Origin of the sequence: Janthinobacterium sp. MP5059B, assembly GCF_001758645.1 — a bacterium.
GTDB lineage: Bacteria > Pseudomonadota > Gammaproteobacteria > Burkholderiales > Burkholderiaceae_D > Janthinobacterium > Janthinobacterium lividum.
Map to the genome: position 1 here is coordinate 87114 of NZ_LRHX01000023.1, position 18572 is coordinate 105685.

Sequence of the window (18572 nt, forward strand, 5' to 3'; positions counted from 1 at the left end):
AGAGAAACTAATACATTGTTACTTTTCTTGCGCCGTGTAACGAACATGGCGCCGACACAGACTTTTTTTTCCAGATTCATTGGCAATATTAATTAAAACAAAGTATTGTCTTGAAAATATAGTTGCCTAAGCGATAAAGTATACATAGTGTCGCCAGCGTGGATTTAAAGTGCTTTTTTGATATGCATGTTGCATGAATTTAGTCAATTATTCTTGCTTGTTGTTAATACTTGGCTGTCAGTCTACAATCGATAAAATGCGCCCGAAAAACGCGCAACGCCAGTAGTGGCGCACAGGCAAGCCTGGCGCGGGCGTCTCAGCATTGCGTCAGTTATGCCTTTTAGCGGAACTCGCCCTTATGTCATTTTTGTCTTCAGCCTCACCCAAGTTACCTCCCTGGAAAGTCCTGCTCGTCGATGATGAACCCGACATCCACGACATCACCAAACTGACGCTGAGCCGTTTTCGCCTGGAAGGCCGCGCCCTGAGTTTCGTGCATGCATACAGCGGCGCCGAGGCCAAGCAGGTGCTGGCGCGCGAAGAAGACATCGCGCTGGTGTTTCTCGACGTGGTAATGGAACGCGAAGACAGCGGCCTGGAAGTGGCGCGCTGGATGCGCGAAGACCTCGGCAACCAGTTTACGCGCATCGTGCTGCGCACGGGACAGCCTGGACAGGCGCCGGAAGAACGGGTGATCGTCAACTACGACATCAACGACTACAAGGAAAAGACGGAACTGGACCGCACCAAGCTGTTCACCACCACCTTTGCCGCCCTGCGCGCCTACCGCGACATCATGAAGGTGGAAGAGGCGCGCCAGGCCCAGCTCCATTACCGCGAGGGACTCGAGCGCGTCATCGCCGCCTCGGCGCACATTTTCAAGCAGCGCAACCTGCGCGACTTCGCCAGCGGCCTGCTGCAGCAAGTCGTCGCCCTGCTGCGCCTGGAAACGAGCATGCTGCTGCGCCTGCGCGGCGCCAGCGCCATCTCGGGCGAACAGGATTATGAAATCCTCGCGCAGATCGGCGACACGGACGACGGCATCCTCAGCCCGTCCCTGCTGTCACAGCTGGACGATGCCAAGAGCAACAAGATCTCGCGCCTGCACGGCGACACCTATGTCGGCTACTTTCCCAACAGCAGCGGCAAGGCCTCGCTGCTGGTGTTGAAAGGCGTGGAAGAAATTTCCGACCTCGACGCGCAATTGCTGGAAGTCTTCTGTTCCGGCGTGGCGATCGCCTTCGACAACATCCTGCTGACGCAGGAAATCACCGATACCCAGGCCGAGCTGATCCTGCGCCTGGGCGACGTGGTCGAATCGCGCTCGCACGAAGGCGGCAACCACGTGCGCCGCATGGCCGAAGTGTGCCAGCTGCTGGCGCAGGCCTCCGGCATGTCGGAAGAGGAAACCATGGTGCTGCGCCACGCGGCGCCCATGCACGACATCGGCAAGATTTCCACGCCCGACGCCGTGCTGCTCAAACCGGGCAAGCTCGACGCGGCCGAATGGGAAATCATGAAGCAGCATCCGACGGTGGGCATGTCCATCCTCGACGGCTCGCAGCGCCCGCTCTTGAAGGCGGCCGCCGTGATCGCCCACCAGCACCATGAAAAATACGACGGCAGCGGCTACCCGCAGGGCCTGGTCGGCGAGCACATCCATAAATACGCGCGCATCGCCGCCGTGGCCGACGTCTTCGACGCCCTCATGCACAAGCGCTGCTACAAGGATGCCTGGCCCTTGGAGCGCGTGGTGGGCTACCTGCGCGAAGTAAGCGGCAACCACCTCGACCCGCAGTATGTGGAATTGCTGATTGCAAATCTGGATGCAGCGCTGGCGCTGAATCAGCGTTTTCCTGACTAGTAGGCCCCACGAGCGGTACGCACGCCGGCAAAACACGCTTCGGCCCGCGCCCCCAACACGGGCATTCCGGGCCAAGCGGACCTGAAAAATGTCGAGGGCAAGGCGCAGCGACGCAGACAGTACGCATGTACGGCAAGGAGCTGCAACGCCGCCATCGGCATTTTCTCAGGCCCGCGTCTCCGGCCCGCCGTTTTTAGGTTTTCAAGGACACATCATTGAAACCGAGTGGAAAACGGATCTTGTAATGCAATCCCATGCCCGGCGCACTGACCACCTTCACCGTGCCGCCCAGCGGCCCCGTCACCAGGTTGTAGAGGATATGCGCGCCCAGGCCGCTGCCGCCCGAGCCCCGCTTGGTCGTGAAGAAGGGGTCGAACAACTGGCCCAGGGTGGCGCTGTCCATGCCCATGCCGTCGTCGCTGTAGTCGAGTTCCAGCATCTCGCCGGCCGTCCGCACGCTGATCTTGATCTTGCCCGGTTCGCCTTCGGCAAAGCCATGCACGAGTGAGTTGACCACCATGTTCGTGACGATCTGCGAAACGGCGCCCGGATAGCTGCGCAGCTGCACCTCGGGCGCGCAATCGATGTCCACCTTGATCGGCTTGCCCTTGAGCTTGGGCTGCAGCGACAGCAGGATTTCATCGAGGTATTTGCGCAAGTTAAAGCTGCGCAATTCGTCCGACGACTGGTCCACGGCCACCTGCTTGAAGCTGCGCACCAGCGCCGCGGCGCGCTGCGTATTCGTCGTCATGATGCGCAGGGTCTGGTCGATGATGTCGAAAAATTGCCGCAAGCCATCTTCATCGAGCTGGCCCCCTTCCAGGTCTTCGCGCGTGAGCTTCAATTCCTGCACCAGGTGGCTGGTAGCCGTCACGCAAATGCCCAGCGGCGTATTGATTTCATGCGCCACGCCCGCCACCAGGCGGCCCAGCGAGGCCAGTTTTTCCTGGCGCACCAGTTCCGACTGCGCTTCCTGCAAGGCGCTCAGGGCGCTGTTCAGGGCCGCGTTCTGCTCTTCCAGCGCTTCCTTGGCCTGGCGCATGGCGTTGTCGGCCTGGATACGGGCCATCGCCACGGCCACATGGCTGGCCATGAAGGCCAGCACGTCCAGTTCCGCCTGGCCATATACGACGGACGTGTCGTAGCTTTGCACGATGATCACGCCATATTTCCGGTCGCCCAGCAGCATGGGCGCGCCCATCCAGCTGGCGATGCCGACATTGCCCAGCGGCTCGTCCATCTCGCCGCTGGCCACCAGCGCCGCATAGCTGCTGGCATCCAGCAGACAGGCTTGCCGGCGCGCCAGCACATACGAGCTCATGCCAATGCCGTAATGAAAGCGTTTCACGGGCGCCTGCGCATCCTTTTCGTCGACGAAATACGGGATCGTGATGTCCTTGTTGTCCGGGTGATACAGGGCGATGAGGAAATTCTTTGCCGTCACCAGTTCGCTGATGATGGCGTGCAGGCGCGCGTACAGGGTCGTCGCATCGGCCGCCTGCGCCGACAGGTTGGCGATTTCATACAGCGCGTGCTGCAGGTTTTCCGCGCGGCGCCGCTCGGCCACCTCGTGCGCCAGCAAGGCCGTGCGCTCCTGCACCGCCTTTTCCAGCCGGTCCATGCTTTGCATGCCTTGCAGCGCGCTCGATACGTGCGTGGCGATCAACGCGAACAGGGCCTGGTCTTCCAGGCTGAAACGGTGCTGCGCGTCATAGCTCTGGATGACGATGGCGCCCAGCACCTGGTGCTGCTGGTCCAGCAGCGGACAGCCGATCCAGTGCTCGGCCGCCGTGCCGCCGCCCCAGGCGCCGCCGCCGATGGCGCGCATGGCGTCGTCGTCGGCCGTCATCACCAGCTGCTTGCGGTTGACGATGACCCACGCCGTGGGCGACTGCGCGGCGCTGGCCAGGCGCACGCCCTCGTCCGGATCGGGCGCGGCGTCGAATTCGTCGACAAAATAGGGAAAGCGCACGAGGCCGTCGTCACGGTCGCTGAGCGCCACGTAAAAGTTCGCCGCATACATGATGCGCCCCAAGGCTGCATGCACCGCCTGCAGGAATTCACTGATATCGCTGCAGGTGCTCGAGCGCTGCCCGATTTCCAGCAACACGGTCTGGACGGCTTCCAGGCGGCTGAGACGGCTTTCCATGGGTGACTATGTACCTTGTGCAAGTATATGTTCTGAAAATCAATATTATCAGTTCAGCCCAGCCTTGGCACGGCATAAAACGGAGAATCTTGCCTTTAAGCAGAGCAACACACGCCACGCGCGCATTTGCCACGATGGCAATACAGTGGCAGACTAGGCCCCTTCCTACAGACCAGACCGTCCTCATGACTGCCACGCTACGCGCCTCGCTTCGCCCCTACACCCTCGCCGGCCTGCTGGCCTTTGCCGCGCTGGGCATGCCGCCGCTGTGCGCCGCGCCAGCCAAGGCGCCGGCGGCGGAAACGGCCGATGGCGGACGCTATTTCGGCCCCCTCGTCGCGGGCAAGATGCATGGCCAGGGCCGGCTCGAATACGCGAGCGGCGCGTTTTACGAAGGGGGCTTCGCGCGCGGCGTGTTTTCCGGCCAGGGCAAGCTGCGCCAGGCTTCCGGCGTCGAATACACGGGCGCCTTCCGCCAGGGTGCCTTCGACGGCATCGGCCGCTACACCTCGCCCAAGGGCGAGATTTATGCGGGCAGCTTCGTCAAGGGCAGCTTCGAGGGCCAAGGCCGCTTCCAGGGCGCCGATGGCGCCACCTTTGAAGGCCATTTCAAGCACTGGCGCCCGCATGGCGCCGGCAAGCTGACCGACACGGACGGCACCGTCTTCGAAGGCGAATTCGTCCAGGGCCAAGTGCAGGGCAAGGCCAGGGTCACCACCAGCGACGGCATCCATTACGAAGGCGAATTGAAAGACTGGAAATTCGAAGGCGAAGGCGTGCTGCGCACGGCCGAGGGCGACGAATACCGGGGCGGCTTCAAGAATGGCCAGTTCGACGGCAAGGGCGTGCTGCACTATGCAGTGGCGCAGGCGGATGGACGGCGAGAAGACAGCGGCAACTGGACGGAAGGCCAGCTGGATGATCCGGCCCTGGACAAGCTCACGCGCGACAATATTGAGCTGGCCCTGTACGGCCAGCAATCCTTGCTGGAACGCAGCCTGGCCCGTGTACTGCCGCGCGATGCGGCGAAAAAGATCAATCTGTACCTGCTGGGCGTGGCCGGCGACGGCGCGCAGGAAGTGTTTCACCGCGAAACGGCCTTCGTGCAGCGCCAGTTCGACCGCGACTATGGCACCGTAGGCCGCTCCTTGATGCTGGTCAACAGCCGCAACACGGTGGCGCAGCAGCCGATGGCCACGCGCACCAGCATCGCCGCCAGCCTCGATGCCCTGGGCGCGAAGATGGACAAGAATAACGATATCCTGTTCCTGTTCCTCACCAGCCACGGCTCGCCCGAGCACGAACTGGCGCTGGCGCAAAACGGCATGGACCTGCACAGCCTGCCCGCGCAAGAGCTGGCGTCCATGCTCAAACACAGCGGCATCCGCTGGAAAGTCATCGTGATCTCGGCCTGCTATGCGGGCGGCTTCATTGCGCCACTAAAGGATGACAACACCCTCATCATCACGGCCGCGCGCAGCGACCGCACCTCGTTCGGCTGCGATGACCAGAACGATTTTACCTACTTCAGCGAAGCATATTTCAAGGAAGCGCTGCCCAAGAGCGCCGGCTTTGCCGAAGCCTTCGACAAGGCCAAGGTGCTGGTGCAGGCCCGTGAAGAAGCCGATTTCCGCGAAGGCGGCATGGAGACGGAAGAGCATTCCGAGCCGCAGCTGTTCCAGGGCAAGGCCATCGCCGCGCAGCTGAAGGCGTGGCGTGCCCAGGCACGCTGACATGGGCACGGCCGCCCGCCTTTCTGTACAATAGTCGTCACCATGCGCCGATTCTTCCTCATTTTGCTGCTGTTCGTGCTTCCGCTCCAGATGTCCTGGGCTGCGGCGAGCGCGTATTGCCTGCACGAGGAAGGCAAGGCGGCGCAGCACCTGGGACACCACAGCCACCAGCACAAGGCAGAGGCCGATGCGGACAAGCAGCCCTTTGGCGACAAAAAAGTGGCGGACCAGCAGAAAAAAGGCCAGCCGCACAGCGACTGCAACGTCTGCCACGGCATCGGCCATGCGTGGCTGCCGGCCGGCTCCACCCTGCCCATCGGCGACACGGCGTCCGTGAATGCGGACACTTCCCCCTTCTTTTACGCTTCCCACATCCCGGACGCTCCCAAGCGCCCTGACTGGTCGTCGGCCACCTAGGCCGACGGGACGTTTCAATCACTTTTCGCAGTAAGCCAGGCGCCAGCCTGCGCGTCCCGTCGAATTCTTTTCCATGCTTTTGGAGAATTCGATGTACCGATCCATCTATCTGTTATTCCTCTCCGCCGGCCTGCTGGCTGGCAACTTTGTCCATGCGCAAGCTCCACAGGAGCCTGCCGGCCCCCTGACCTTGCCTGCCGCGCTGCTGCTGGCCGAGGGCGGCAACGCCACTTTGTCCGCCGCCCGCCATGAACTGGCGGCGCAAGGGGGTGCCCTGCAACAGGCGCGCGCCCTGCCCAATCCGGAACTGCAAACCGTGCTGGAAGACACGCGGCGCGCCTCGCGCAGCACCACCGTGCAGCTCAACCAGCTCATCGAACTGGGCGGCAAACGGGGGGCGCGCGCCGCCGTCGCCCAGCGTGGCGAAGACCTGGCGCAAGCGGGCTTGTCGCTGCAGCAGGCGGAAACCCGCGCCGCCGTGACTTCCGCCTTTGTCGACGTGCTGGCGGCGCAGGAAGGCTTGCGCCTGGCCGACAGCGCGCAGGCGCTGGCCGCGCGCGCCAGCGACATCACGGCGCGCCGGGTGACGGCCGGCAAGGCGTCCCCGGTCGAGGAAACCCGCGCCAGGGTCGCCGAAGCGAGCGTGCGGCTGGAGCTGAACCTGGCCCGCAGCACCCTGGCCAGCGCCCGCAAGCGCCTGGCCTCCCTGTGGGGCAACGCCACGCCACGTTTTACCCTCGCGGAGGGACGCCTGGAAACCGTGCCCGAGCTGCCCCCGGCCAGCGAACTGGCGGCGCGCCTGGCTCAGGCCCCGGCCGTGCGCCAGGCGCAAAGCGCGCTGGCCCAGCGGCAAGCCATGCTGGATGTGGAACAGCGGCGCGCCACGCCCGACGTTACGGTCAGTATCGGCATGAAGCGTTCGGAAGAGCTGGGCCGCAACCAGGCCATCATCGGCCTGGCCTTGCCGCTGCCCCTGTTCGACCGCAATGCGGGCAACAAGCTCGACGCACTGCGCCGCAGCGACAAGGCCAGCGACGAGCTGGCCGCCGCCCGCATCGCCGTGCAAACGGACGTGGCCGCCGCCACCGAACGCCTGGCCACGGCCCGGCTCGACGTGGAAAGCTTGCGCCAGGACATCTTGCCTGGCGCCCAGAGCGCCTACGACGCGGCCAGCAAGGGCTTCGAGTTCGGCAAGTTCGCCTTCCTCGACGTGCTCGATGCCCAGCGCACCTTGCTGCAAGCCAAAAACCAATACCTGCGCGCGCTGACGGAAGCGCATCACGCCGCCGCCGACATCGAGCGCCTGCTGGGCACACCAGCTCCCCTGTAAGGAATCTCCGACCATGAATATCACACTGAACAAAAAGCAGGCGATCGCCATCGTCTCCATCGCCGCCGCCGGCATCGTCCTGGCGGCTCTGATCCTCGGCACGGGCAAGTCCAGCGCTCCTCCTGCCCCTGCCGCCAAGGCGGAAGCACATGCTGAAAAGAAAGACGAACATGGCCACGATGAAGTGGAAGGCCGCCTGGAATTGACGGCTGCGCAAAGCCGCGCGGCTGGCGTCGTCATCGCCACGGCTGCGCCTGGCCGCATCAAGACGACGGTCGCCCTGCCCGGTGAAATCCGCTTCAATGAAGACCGCACGGCCCACGTCGTGCCGCGCCTGGCTGGCGTGGTGGAAGCCGTGCACGCGGACCTGGGCCAGCTGGTCAAGAAGGGACAAGTGCTGGCCGTCATCGCCAGCACGGAACTGTCGGAACAGCGCAGCGCACTGCTGTCGGCGCAGCGGCGGCTGTCGCTGGCCCGGTCCACGTATGAGCGCGAAGAAAAGCTGTGGCGCGAAAAAATCTCGGCCGAACAGGATTACCTGCAGGCGCAGCAAGCGTGGCGCGAGGCGGAAATCGCCGTGCAGAACGCGCAGCAAAAGCTCAGCGCGCTGGGCGCCAGTGGTTCCGGGACCGGGGCCAGCAAGGGTCCGCTGAACCGCTACGACATCCGCGCGCCGTTCGACGGCATGGTGCTGGAAAAACATATCACCCTGGGCGAAGCCGTCAAGGAAGACGCGAACATCTTCGTCATTTCCGACCTGTCGACCGTGTGGGCGGAAATCGCCGTGCCGGCAAAAGACCTGGCCACCGTGCGCATGGGAGGCAAGGCGGAAGTGAAAGCGTCCGCCTTCGATGCCAGCGCGCAGGGCACGATCACCTATGTGGGCGCGCTGCTGGGCGAGCAGACGCGCACGGCCAAGGCACGCATCAGCTTGCTGAACCCGGACATGGCCTGGCGCCCGGGCCTCTTCGTCACGGTGGAAGTGGTCTCCGGCGAAGCGGACGCGCCTGTCACCGTGCACAGCACGGCCATCCAGACGGTGGAAGACAAGCCCGTCGTCTTCGTGCAGGTGAAAGATGGCTACCAGGCCACGCCCGTGGTGCTGGGCCGCAGCGATGGCACCTTGACGCACATCAAGCAGGGGCTGGCCGCCGGCACGCCCTACGCGGCGCAAGGCAGTTTTGTCCTGAAGTCCGAGCTGGGCAAGGACTCCGCCGGTCACGAACACTGATCACGTCAAGGCTAAGGAAACCATCATGTTTGAACGCTTGATCCGCTTCGCCATCGACCAGCGCTGGCTGGTGATGCTGGCCGTGGCCGCCATGGCTGGCCTGGGCATCTACAGCTATCAAAAGCTGCCCATCGACGCCGTGCCCGACATCACCAATGTGCAGGTGCAAATCAATACCCAGTCCGCCGGCTATTCGCCGCTGGAAACCGAGCAGCGCGTGACGTTCCCCATCGAGACGGCCATGGCCGGCTTGCCCAACTTGGAACAGACGCGTTCGCTGTCGCGCTATGGTCTGTCGCAAGTCACCGTGATCTTCAAGGATGGCACGGACATTTATTTTGCGCGCCAGATGATCAACGAGCGCTTGCAGGAGGCGAAGGAAAGTCTGCCGGCCGGCATCACGCCGAAGATGGGCCCCGTCTCCACGGGCCTCGGCGAAATCTACCTGTGGACGGTGGAAACGCAGGACGGCGCGAAAAAGCCCGACGGCACGCCTTACACGCCGACGGACTTGCGCGAAATCCAGGACTGGATCATCAAGCCGCAGTTGCGCAATGTCACGGGTGTCACGGAAATCAATGCCATCGGCGGTTACGCCAAGCAATACCAGGTGGCGCCGTATCCGGAAAAACTGGCCGCGTACGGCATCAGCCTGCAAGACGTGGTGACGGCGCTCGAGCGCAACAACAGCAACGTGGGCGCCGGCTACATCGAAAGGCAGGGCGAGCAGTTGCTGATACGCGCGCCGGGCCAGGTGGCATCAAAAAGCGACCTCGCCAACATCGTTGTCGCCAATGTGCAGGGCGTGGCGATCCGCATCCGCGACGTGGCCGACGTGGTGCTGGGGCGCGAGCTGCGCACGGGCGCGGCCACGGAAAACGGCCGCGAAGTGGTACTCGGCACCGTCTTCATGCTGATCGGCCAGAACAGCCGCGCCGTCTCGCAAGCCGTCGACAAGAAGATGCTGGAGATCAACCGCAGCCTGCCGAAAGGCGTGCACGCCGTCACCGTGTATGACCGCACGGTGCTCGTCGACAAGGCCATCAATACGGTGAAGAAAAACCTGCTCGAAGGGGCCGTGCTGGTGATCGCCATCCTGTTCCTGTTCCTGGGAAATATCCGCGCGGCCGTCATCACGGCCATGGTGATTCCGCTGGCCATGCTGTTCACGTTTACGGGCATGGTGCAATACCATGTGAGCGCCAATCTGATGAGCCTGGGTGCGCTGGACTTCGGCATCATCATCGATGGCGCCGTGGTGATCGTGGAAAACTGCGTGCGCCGCCTGGCCCATGCGCAGCAGAAACTGGGACGGCCGTTGACCTTGCAGGAACGTTTTCACGAAGTATTTGCGGCATCGCAAGAAGCGCGCCGCCCCCTGCTGTATGGCCAGCTGATCATCATGGTCGTGTACCTGCCCATCTTTGCCCTCACGGGCGTGGAAGGCCGCATGTTTACGCCGATGGCCCTGACGGTCGTCATCGCCCTGCTGGGCGCCATGCTGCTGTCGATCACCTTCATCCCGGCCGCCGTGGCGCTGTTTATCGGCGACAAGGTGGCGGAAAAGGAAAATGCCATCATGCGCGCGGCCAAGCGCTGGTATGCGCCGCTGCTGGACAAGGTGATGCGCAACACGCCCGTCGTGCTGACGGGCGCGGCCGTGGCCGTAGTGCTGTCGGGTTTGCTGGCCACGCGCATGGGCAGCGAATTCGTGCCCAGCCTGAACGAGGGCGACATCGCCATCCAGGCCCTGCGCATCCCCGGCACCAGCCTCACGCAATCGCTGGCCATGCAGCAGCAGCTGGAACGCAAGCTGATGGCAAACCACAAGGAAATCGCCCGCGTATTCGCCCGCACGGGAACGGCCGAGATCGCGTCCGACCCCATGCCGCCGAATATTTCCGACGGCTACATCATGCTCAAGCCCCGTGACCAGTGGCCGCAACCCGGGAAATCGCGCGAGCAATTGCTGGCGGAAATCGAAGCGACGGCCACCAGCTTGCCGGGCAACAACTACGAGTTTTCGCAACCGATCCAGCTGCGCTTCAATGAACTGATTTCCGGCGTGCGCAGCGACGTGGCCGTCAAACTGTTCGGCGACGACATGGCCGTGCTCGACGGCACGGCGGCGAAGATCGCCGGCGTGCTGGGCAAGGTTCCGGGCGCCACGGAAGTGAAGGTCGAGCAGACGACGGGGCTGCCCATGCTGACGGTGCAGATCGACCGCGAGCAGACGGCCCGCTACGGCCTCAACATTGCCGACGTGCAGGCGGCAATTGCCACGGCCATCGGCGGGCAAGAGGCGGGCACCCTGTTCCAGGGCGACCGCCGCTTCGACATCGTCGTGCGCCTGCCCGACAGCCTGCGCAGCGATCTGGAGCAACTCAAACGCCTGCCCATCGCCCTGCCCCTGGGCGCGGCGGCGGAAGGCCGCGCCCGCTTCATCCCGCTGGGCGAAGTGGCCAGCCTGCAAGTGGCGCCGGGGCCGAACCAGATCAGCCGCGAAGACGGCAAGCGCCGCATCGTCATCAGCGCCAACGTGCGCGGCCGCGACATCGGCTCGTTCGTGGCCGACGCCACGCAGCAGCTGCAAGCGCAGGTGGCCATTCCCCCCGGCTACTGGACCAGCTGGGGCGGCCAGTTCGAGCAATTGCAGTCGGCCACGAAACGCCTGGAGCTGGTGGTGCCCGTAGCGCTGGCCCTCGTCTTCGTCTTGCTGTTTGCCATGTTCGGCAACGTGAAGGATGGCTTATTGGTGTTCAGCGGCATCCCGTTCGCCTTGACGGGCGGCATCGTCGCCCTGTGGCTGCGCGACATTCCCATGTCGATCTCGGCCGCAGTCGGCTTCATCGCCCTGTCCGGCGTGGCCGTGCTGAACGGCCTCGTGATGATCGCCTATATCCGCCAGCTGCGCGAACAGGGCATGCCCTTGCAGGAGGCGATACGTGTAGGGGCCATCACGCGCTTGCGGCCGGTGCTAATGACGGCGCTGGTGGCGTCGCTGGGTTTCGTGCCGATGGCCATCGCCACGGGCACGGGCGCTGAAGTGCAGCGTCCGCTGGCCACCGTGGTGATCGGCGGCATTTTATCTTCGACGGCATTGACCCTGCTGGTGCTGCCGCTGCTGTACCGGCTGGCGTATGCCGCAAGAGGTAGGTCGGATGAGCGCGCAAGCGCGTAATCCGGCACATTATTGACGCTGGTGGTGGCGTCGGATTACGGCCTTTCAGGCCTAATCCGACCTACGCCTGTCAAGGCCGGCGGTAGCCGCCTTCGATCCAGTTCGCCGCTGATGTGGCGTTGAACTTGAAGGCGGCCGAGGTGCGCACCTTGGCGATCTGCTCGCCGTCGGCGTCGTAGGCGCTCAGTTCCGCATACGGGTGCTCTTCGTCGGGCACGATGTCGAACATCACCTTGACTTGCCCCTCGTCGGTGGCGACAAACAGGTTCTTGTGCAATTGAGCATGCAGCTGCTGCTCATGGCGGCGCAGCACTTCCGAAGCCGTCTTGACCAGCGTGTTGAACGCGTTGACGTCGAGCGGCTTCGGATTTTTCTTGTCGCGTCCCATGGTCCACGGGCCCACCAGGGCCGGCTCCGGTTCGCCATCCTTGATCATGGCCACGGCCCAGCCCTCATCTTCCTCGTTCTTGATCACGCGCGCCGTCCAGCCATTGCCTACCCACAGGCGCGGCTCCTGGATCGGGGCGTCATTGTCTTGCTCGGCTGCTTCGTCGGAAAAGTCGGGAAAATCGGTACTCATGGCGGTGCTCGTGATGGAAGGTCGGGGCTAGCATGATAGTCGAAAACGCCCACCCGTGCCGCCTTGCCGCAAGGTAAGGCGCGGCCCGCCATAGTCGATCCCGGCAAGAAGACAAGCTATCAATGTAGTAGCTTTACTCTAGTAATCGAGCTTTGATATTTCTCAAGTAAACCTATTATTATTTTGCAATCTGAATTGTGTTTTTTGTATTTAAATATTGCATGTAGTAATGCTTGGCTCCAAGAAATTCTTTTCTCACGCGACGTCCCTCGTCCCCGCGCGCCGCACTGCCCCGCCACGCCAGGCATCTCTATCGTCCATTACCGCTGCATATAACTATACTTATCAGAGGGACTCACATGAAAATCTTGACTACGCTGGCCTTGGCCACGCTGACGGTCGCCGCAGGTACCGCAAGCGCCGTCCCCACCTTCACTGCCGGCGGCACGGCACTGGCAGGGGAAGGCCTTGTCACCTCGGTCGCAGGCGCCACGACGATCAATTTCAACGATGGTTTACTACCCGGCAACTACACGGGCGCCGTGTTTACCAGCAACCACCCCAGCTACGCCGCGCAACCGCCGAATGACTTGACGGCCTTCTATTCCGTCGGCGTCTCGGATGGCCAGATCACGCCAGGCACGGCCACCTTCAGCGGCGGGCTCAGCTATTTTGGCTTTTACATGGGATCGCCCGACACGTACAACAGCATCGTCTTCACCATGGGCGACAACAGCACAGTCGTCCTGACCGGTTCGCAAATGGCCGCCCTGGGCGGCGTCAGTCCGAATGGCGACCAGTCCGTCGGCCTGTATATCAACGCCTGGGCCGGCCAAGGGGCGAGCTTCACCTCGGTCGCCTTCCATTCGCCAAACACGAACGCGTTTGAAAGCGACAACCACGCCTACATCGCCGCCGTGCCGGAACCAGGAACATACGCCATGCTGCTGGCCGGTCTGGGCCTGCTGGGTTTCATGCTGCGCCGCAAAGCGTCATAACACGGCCATGCGCAAGCCAAAGCCCGCGACGCGGGCTTTTTTCACAACCAGCCATCGCATGGACGGCAACGCTTTATCGCCGCCTCAACACATGGACATGGCAGGCCGGTTGGGCCAGGTCAGCGGAGGACCGGGCGGCACCCAGCGCGGGTCGATGGCCGGCAGCGGTGCATGGTAGTTGAATGGGGTGATGATGATCGGCGGTATCGCCGATGGCGCGCCGACGGGCTCGGCGCAGGACTGCGTGGCGCTACGCTGGCGCGTGATTTGATGGTCAGAGGAGGATAGCGATTGATCCCCGGTATCTGCAAACAAAAGCATGTTGCCCTCCTTGCGAGACTGAGGTATTCAGTATAGGACGGCTTGCGCACATTACAAGAAAAGAAATCTTGTTCCAGATCAGCGTTTTTCGTCCCTCCAGCGCCTTCCATACCGTGAAAATGACGGCCTGTCGCACGCCGCTGGCGGCAAGCCGGGCGCGCCCCTACAGTGTGATCATGCAACACCCCATCACCCACACACCGAGGCTCACCATGAAAAAATTGCTCACCTTCGTCCTCATCGTCATGCTCGCCTGCCTGTTCCTCGACAAGATCGGCGGCAGCGACATGCACATGCAGTTCAACGGCGACGATGTCGACGGTCCGCTGGAATGGCTGTTCGGCCTGGTGTTTGCCGGCGGCGGCTTGCTGATCGCCGCCATTGCGGTGGTGTGCGCCGCCGTCATCACAGGCGTCGTCCTGGCCGGCGTGGGCGTGGTGCTGATCGCGGTGGTGGCGCTCTGCGTGGTACTGGCGCTGGCATTGAGCACGCCCGTGCTGCTGCCGCTGCTCATTCCCGTCGCCATCGTCTGGCTGATCGTCAGCCGCAACCGCAAGCAGGCGCAAGCGCGTCAGCACAGCCTGTAATCATTGCGCCATGAACTTGCTGAGCACGCCGTCGCTGCCGCCGTCATTCTGCTCGATACGGTTGCGCCCGCCCCGCTTGGCCCGGTACAGCGCCTCGTCGGCGCGCGCCAGCACGGCGTCGCAATCGGCATCGGTGCCGGCCATGGCGGCCATGCCGATGCTCACCGTGATGGTGATCACGATGCCGCCATCGATGGTCAGCGAGCTTTCCGCCACGCGCCGGCGCAGCCGTTCGGCAAACACGGCCGCTGCCGACAGGTCGGTGCCCGGCAGCAGGATGGCGAATTCTTCGCCGCCCACGCGGCCCGGTACGTCGACCTTGCGCAGCGCCTGGCACATCAGCGCGCCCAGGTGGCGCAGCACGGCATCGCCCACGGCGTGGCCATACTCGTCGTTGACGCGCTTGAAGTGATCGATATCGAGCATCAGCACGCTGGCGCAGCTGGCCAGCTCACGCTGCAAGCGGGCATGCTCGTTTTCCAGTGACGCCATGAAGTGGCGCCGGTTCGGCAAGCCGGTCAGGAAATCCGTGGTGGCCAGTTGCAGCAGTTCCGCGTTCATGCGCTTGCGCTCGGTGATATCGAGCGAGGACACCATGACGAAATCGAGGCTGTCCGCATGGCCGGGCATCACCAGCAAGCTCAATTCATTTTGCCGCGCCGCGCCATCGAGACGCACGAAGCTGCTCTCGCACTCGTACAGGTGGGCGCCGCCAGCCAGCGCCAGCAGCGCGTCGCCGAAACGGGGCAAGGCGCTGTCGTCGAAATTCTGCGCCAGGCCCAGCGCACCGCGGCGCTGATCGTCCTCGTTGGCGCGCACCTGCGCCAGCGCGGCGCCATTCGCATCGATGATGCGCACCAGCCCCGCCAGTTGCCGCAGCGCGTCCGGATTGGCCTGGAAGTGGGCGCCCAGGTCGCGCACGCCCGCTTGTTCGAAGGCATCGAGCGCGGCGCGCACGGCCGACCAGTCCTGTTCCCACAGGGCCACGGGCGCATGGTCGTACAGGCTGCGGAAACGCGCTTCGCCGGCGCGCAGGGCCAGCGCCACTTGCGCCTGTTCGATGGCCATGCCGGCCAGGTGCGCCGCCTCGCTCAGCCGCGCCAGATGCGCCGCGCCCGGCAGCGTCGGCTGGCGGTGATACGCCATCAGCACACCGAGCAGCTTGCCCGAGCCGCCACGCACGGGCTCGGCCCAGCACGATTGCAGCTGGGCCCGCCACGCCAGTTCCATCGTTTCCTGCGCATCGGCATGCAGGTCGCCGACGATCACGCGCTGGCCGTCGCGCACGGCTTGCGCGGCGATGCCATGCACGCCCTGCAGGGTATCGAGGTCATGGCCATGGCTGGCCAGGTTGAAAAACGCAGGCAAACTCGGCGCAGCGCCCAGCACCAGGCGGTGGCGGCTTTCATCGAGCAGCAAGATGCTGCACAGCATGGCGGGATGGTCCGCTTGCACGCTCAGCACCACGCTTTCCAGCACCCGTTCCAGCGGCGCGCCCGTGGCCAGCATTTCCAGCACTTGCCGCCGCGTATGTTCGCGCCGTTCCATCTGACTGCGCTCGCTGATATCGCGGAAGGTCCACAGGCGCGCCTGTTCATTGCCTAGTTGCATGCTGCGCACATATTGCTCGACCACCCGTCCATCGCGCAGGTGCAGCACGTCGCGCCGCTCGCGGTGGCCATGCGGCGCGTGGGCGCGTGCCCCGAGGAACGGCGCCGCCTGCTCCAGCTGGCTTTCCACATGGCGCACCAGCGCCGCGCCATCGGCTTGCCAGTCGAGTGCATCGGGCACTTGCCACAGGTCGCGGAAGCGCCGGTTCGACGTGAAGATGCGGCCATCGGTATTGTCGACCAGAATGCCGTCGATGGTCGAATCGAGGATGCTGCGCAGCATGGCCTGGCTGCGCTGCGCCGCCTCGGCCATGGCCAGCACGCTCGCCTGCCCCTGCTCCAGCTGGCCGGTCAGTTCGCTCGAGCGCGCCAGCGCCGCCTGGGCGCGGGCGCGGCCCGCCGCCAGCAGCCAGGTGGCCAGCGCCAGCCCGATGCTGGCCAGCAAGCCGGTCCAGGCCACCAGGCGGGGCCGCGCCAGCAGTTCGCCATCAAAGCCCGGCATGGCGCGCATGCGCAAGGTCCAGGCATGGCCGGCGATGGTGATCGCCTGCTGCGACACCAGGCTGTCCGAGGCGACAGACGACAAGGCGCCCGGCAAGCTGTCATACATCAGGGCCGCCTCGGCCAGTTGCGCGCCATCATAGATTTCCAGATCCAGCTGGCGCGCGCCCTCGCCGCCCACGCCCGCCATCAGATCCCCCATGCGGAACGGCGCAAACACCCAGGCGCGCAAGGCGGCGCGCCGCTGCTCCACGCTGGCGTGCGGCAAGCCATTGTCATACACGGGCAATACGACCAGGAAGCCATGCGCCCGGGCGCTGCCGCCATCCTGCACCAGGTGGATCTTGCCCGTCATGGCGGCTTGCCCCGTGTCGCGCGCCTGCTCCAGCGCGGCCCGGCGCACGGATTCGGACCCGATGTCATAGCCGAAGGCCAGCAGGTTGCTCTCGCTCAAAGGTTCCAGATAAGTGATGGGCGCATGCCAATCGCGCTGGCCGTGCGGACGCACGGCATAGCCGGGATAGCCGTCCGCGCGCACGCTGGCCTCATGCCGTGCCAGGGCGGCGCCGGACAGCAGCGGCAGGTAGCCGATGCCGTGAATACCGGGAAAGTGGCGGTCCACTTGCTGCACCGCCAGATAGGCATGGAATTCGCGGCGCGTGACTTCCTGCGAACTGGCATACAGGCCCTGCACCCCGTGCAGCACCTGGATGTAGGTCTGCATGCGGCCGACGATGTTGCCCACCAGTTCGCGCACGCGGAAGTCAAAATCGGCCTGCACTTGCTGTTCGCTGGCGTCGTCGGCATTGCGCCAGGCGCCATACGTCAATCCCAGGCACAGCGCCAGCACCAGCGAGGCCAACGCGCGCGGTCCCAGCCAGTGCGACACTGAACGAGCAAACCACGACGTAGACGCGCGTGTAGACATGGCAGGCGAAAAAGCAGGACGGACATCAAACCGCTACACGGCCAGCAACATGGCTGGCGGCGGGCCGCACGACTACCATCGGTAGTCGATGAGAATGATAGTACGTTACAGCGGGCGCCCTTGCAATGCTGAATATTGTATTAAAAAGACCACGAATTGCGAAGCTGCAACTGAGTTTTCCCAGCACAAAGTCGACGCCATCGCAACTGATAATGATTCTCATTTATAATGATCATCCCGCTTTTCCTCCACACCCTCGACGATGCCCTCCCAGCCGCCTTCCTCCCATGACACTTCCTGGCAACTACCGTTGGCCACGCCAACGCTGGAACTCAGCGCGGGCACCCTGTCCTTTCCGGCGCCGGCGCACAGCATCGAACACAATGAGGCAGGATTGAAACTGGTGCTGGTCCTGGGCGGCCAGCTGGATTATCAACTGCAAAGCGGTGGCGCCGTGAGTGTCGAAGGCCCGGCCTTCCATATCAGCCTGAGCGACACGCCGTTTTCCGTCAGCCACCACTATGCGGCACGGCAACCGCTGCAGTACCTGAGCGTACGCATGCCGATGCAGGCCTTGCACGACACCTTCGGCGCCGAGCTGGGTTCGCTGGCGCGGCGCATCGCTCCGGCCGCGCGGCAGACCATGGCCACGGCGAACGGATATGCCGGCAAGGCCGTGCAGGCGCTGGGCCGGCAAATCATGCTGTGCCCGCTGGCCGGTCCGCTGCGCCAGCTGTATTTGTCCGGCAAGGCGCTGGAACTGACGGCCGCCGTGATGGACGGCCTGACCGGCACCGGCGCCGCGGCCGAGACGGCGCCCGGCACGCGCCAGCTGCGCTGCCTGCAGCAGGCGCGCGACATCTTGCTGCAGCGCCTGCACGCACCGCCCACCTTGCCGGAACTGGCGCGCCTGGCCGGCACCAACGCCAGCACCCTGAGCCAGGGCTTTCGCCAGCAGTTCGGCACCAGCGTCTTCGCCTACGTGCGCGAGCAGCGGCTGGAACTGGCGTACCGCATGCTGGCGGCTGGCAACATCAGCGTAGCCGACGCGGCGCATGCCTGCGGCTACACGGATTCGCATTTCAGCAAGGTGTTCCGGCAGCGCTACGGCGTTTCCCCCAGCGACCTGCGCTGCGCCTGAC

At 64.1% G+C, this 18572-nt stretch carries 13 protein-coding genes; 9 read left to right on the forward strand and 4 right to left on the reverse strand.

Annotation, left to right across the window (positions count from 1 at the left end; translation table 11 throughout):
* Window positions 1-358 precede the first annotated feature (358 nt).
* The gene (locus tag JAB1_RS28015; protein WP_070282931.1) at window positions 359-1864 is read left to right on the forward strand and encodes a DUF3369 domain-containing protein; all 1506 of its coding nucleotides are present in this window, start codon (window positions 359-361) and stop codon (window positions 1862-1864) included.
* Window positions 1865-2057: 193 nt separating this feature from the next.
* On the opposite strand, the gene JAB1_RS28020 is transcribed toward JAB1_RS28015, so the two are convergent.
* Entirely contained in the window at window positions 2058-4013 is a 1956-nt protein-coding gene (locus JAB1_RS28020) for a GAF domain-containing sensor histidine kinase (protein ID WP_070282933.1), read from the reverse strand.
* Window positions 4014-4198: 185 nt separating this feature from the next.
* Between JAB1_RS28020 and JAB1_RS28025 the strand changes: the two genes are divergently transcribed.
* From JAB1_RS28025 to JAB1_RS28045, 5 genes are all read left to right on the forward strand, one after another.
* On the forward strand, window positions 4199-5746 hold the full coding sequence (locus JAB1_RS28025; RefSeq protein WP_070282935.1) for a C13 family peptidase: 1548 nt from the start codon (window positions 4199-4201) through the stop codon (window positions 5744-5746).
* Between the two features lie 42 nt (window positions 5747-5788).
* A complete protein-coding gene (gene czcI, locus JAB1_RS28030; RefSeq protein WP_070282937.1) occupies window positions 5789-6163 on the forward strand; it encodes a cation efflux protein, CzcI family in 375 nt (124 codons plus the stop codon).
* Between the two features lie 91 nt (window positions 6164-6254).
* The gene (locus tag JAB1_RS28035; RefSeq protein ID WP_070282939.1) at window positions 6255-7493 is read left to right on the forward strand and encodes a TolC family protein; all 1239 of its coding nucleotides are present in this window, start codon (window positions 6255-6257) and stop codon (window positions 7491-7493) included.
* 13 nt (window positions 7494-7506) lie between these two features.
* Window positions 7507-8724, forward strand: coding sequence for an efflux RND transporter periplasmic adaptor subunit (locus tag JAB1_RS28040; RefSeq protein WP_070282941.1), 1218 nt, complete (start codon window positions 7507-7509; stop codon window positions 8722-8724).
* A 25-nt stretch (window positions 8725-8749) separates the two neighbouring features.
* Complete coding sequence (locus tag JAB1_RS28045; protein WP_070282943.1) at window positions 8750-11905, forward strand: CusA/CzcA family heavy metal efflux RND transporter; 3156 nt, start codon at window positions 8750-8752, stop codon at window positions 11903-11905.
* Between the two features lie 70 nt (window positions 11906-11975).
* Here JAB1_RS28045 and JAB1_RS28050 read toward each other — a convergent pair whose 3' ends face one another.
* A complete protein-coding gene (locus JAB1_RS28050) occupies window positions 11976-12485 on the reverse strand; it encodes a hypothetical protein (protein ID WP_034784327.1) in 510 nt (169 codons plus the stop codon).
* 359 nt (window positions 12486-12844) lie between these two features.
* On the opposite strand from JAB1_RS28050, the gene JAB1_RS28055 reads away from it, so the two are divergent.
* Window positions 12845-13483: a PEP-CTERM sorting domain-containing protein gene (locus JAB1_RS28055; protein WP_139144711.1), complete on the forward strand. Its 639-nt coding sequence runs from the start codon at window positions 12845-12847 to the stop codon at window positions 13481-13483.
* An 84-nt stretch (window positions 13484-13567) separates the two neighbouring features.
* On the opposite strand, the gene JAB1_RS29785 is transcribed toward JAB1_RS28055, so the two are convergent.
* Window positions 13568-13804 (reverse strand): hypothetical protein, encoded by a 237-nt coding sequence (locus JAB1_RS29785; protein ID WP_139144712.1) that lies wholly within the window; start codon window positions 13802-13804, stop codon window positions 13568-13570.
* Window positions 13805-14016: 212 nt separating this feature from the next.
* On the opposite strand from JAB1_RS29785, the gene JAB1_RS28060 reads away from it, so the two are divergent.
* The gene (locus JAB1_RS28060; RefSeq protein WP_052140298.1) at window positions 14017-14391 is read left to right on the forward strand and encodes a hypothetical protein; all 375 of its coding nucleotides are present in this window, start codon (window positions 14017-14019) and stop codon (window positions 14389-14391) included.
* Here the strand turns inward: JAB1_RS28060 and JAB1_RS28065 are convergent, their stop codons facing one another.
* The gene (locus JAB1_RS28065) at window positions 14392-17391 is read right to left on the reverse strand and encodes a CHASE domain-containing protein (RefSeq protein ID WP_254672289.1); all 3000 of its coding nucleotides are present in this window, start codon (window positions 17389-17391) and stop codon (window positions 14392-14394) included.
* 349 nt (window positions 17392-17740) lie between these two features.
* Here JAB1_RS28065 and JAB1_RS28070 point away from each other — a divergent pair, with 349 nt between their 5' ends.
* The gene (locus JAB1_RS28070) at window positions 17741-18571 is read left to right on the forward strand and encodes an AraC family transcriptional regulator (protein ID WP_175445129.1); all 831 of its coding nucleotides are present in this window, start codon (window positions 17741-17743) and stop codon (window positions 18569-18571) included.
* Window position 18572: the final 1 nt, after the last annotated feature.

Coding starts and splice junctions, on each gene's coding strand:
- JAB1_RS28015 (WP_070282931.1), top strand. CDS start 359: ATGTCATTTTTGTCTTCAGCCTCACCCAAGTTACCTCCCTGGAAAGTC.
- JAB1_RS28020 (WP_070282933.1), bottom strand. CDS start 4,013: ATGGAAAGCCGTCTCAGCCGCCTGGAAGCCGTCCAGACCGTGTTGCTG.
- JAB1_RS28025 (WP_070282935.1), top strand. CDS start 4,199: ATGACTGCCACGCTACGCGCCTCGCTTCGCCCCTACACCCTCGCCGGC.
- czcI (WP_070282937.1), top strand. CDS start 5,789: ATGCGCCGATTCTTCCTCATTTTGCTGCTGTTCGTGCTTCCGCTCCAG.
- JAB1_RS28035 (WP_070282939.1), top strand. CDS start 6,255: ATGTACCGATCCATCTATCTGTTATTCCTCTCCGCCGGCCTGCTGGCT.
- JAB1_RS28040 (WP_070282941.1), top strand. CDS start 7,507: ATGAATATCACACTGAACAAAAAGCAGGCGATCGCCATCGTCTCCATC.
- JAB1_RS28045 (WP_070282943.1), top strand. CDS start 8,750: ATGTTTGAACGCTTGATCCGCTTCGCCATCGACCAGCGCTGGCTGGTG.
- JAB1_RS28050 (WP_034784327.1), bottom strand. CDS start 12,485: ATGAGTACCGATTTTCCCGACTTTTCCGACGAAGCAGCCGAGCAAGAC.
- JAB1_RS28055 (WP_139144711.1), top strand. CDS start 12,845: ATGAAAATCTTGACTACGCTGGCCTTGGCCACGCTGACGGTCGCCGCA.
- JAB1_RS29785 (WP_139144712.1), bottom strand. CDS start 13,804: ATGCTTTTGTTTGCAGATACCGGGGATCAATCGCTATCCTCCTCTGAC.
- JAB1_RS28060 (WP_052140298.1), top strand. CDS start 14,017: ATGAAAAAATTGCTCACCTTCGTCCTCATCGTCATGCTCGCCTGCCTG.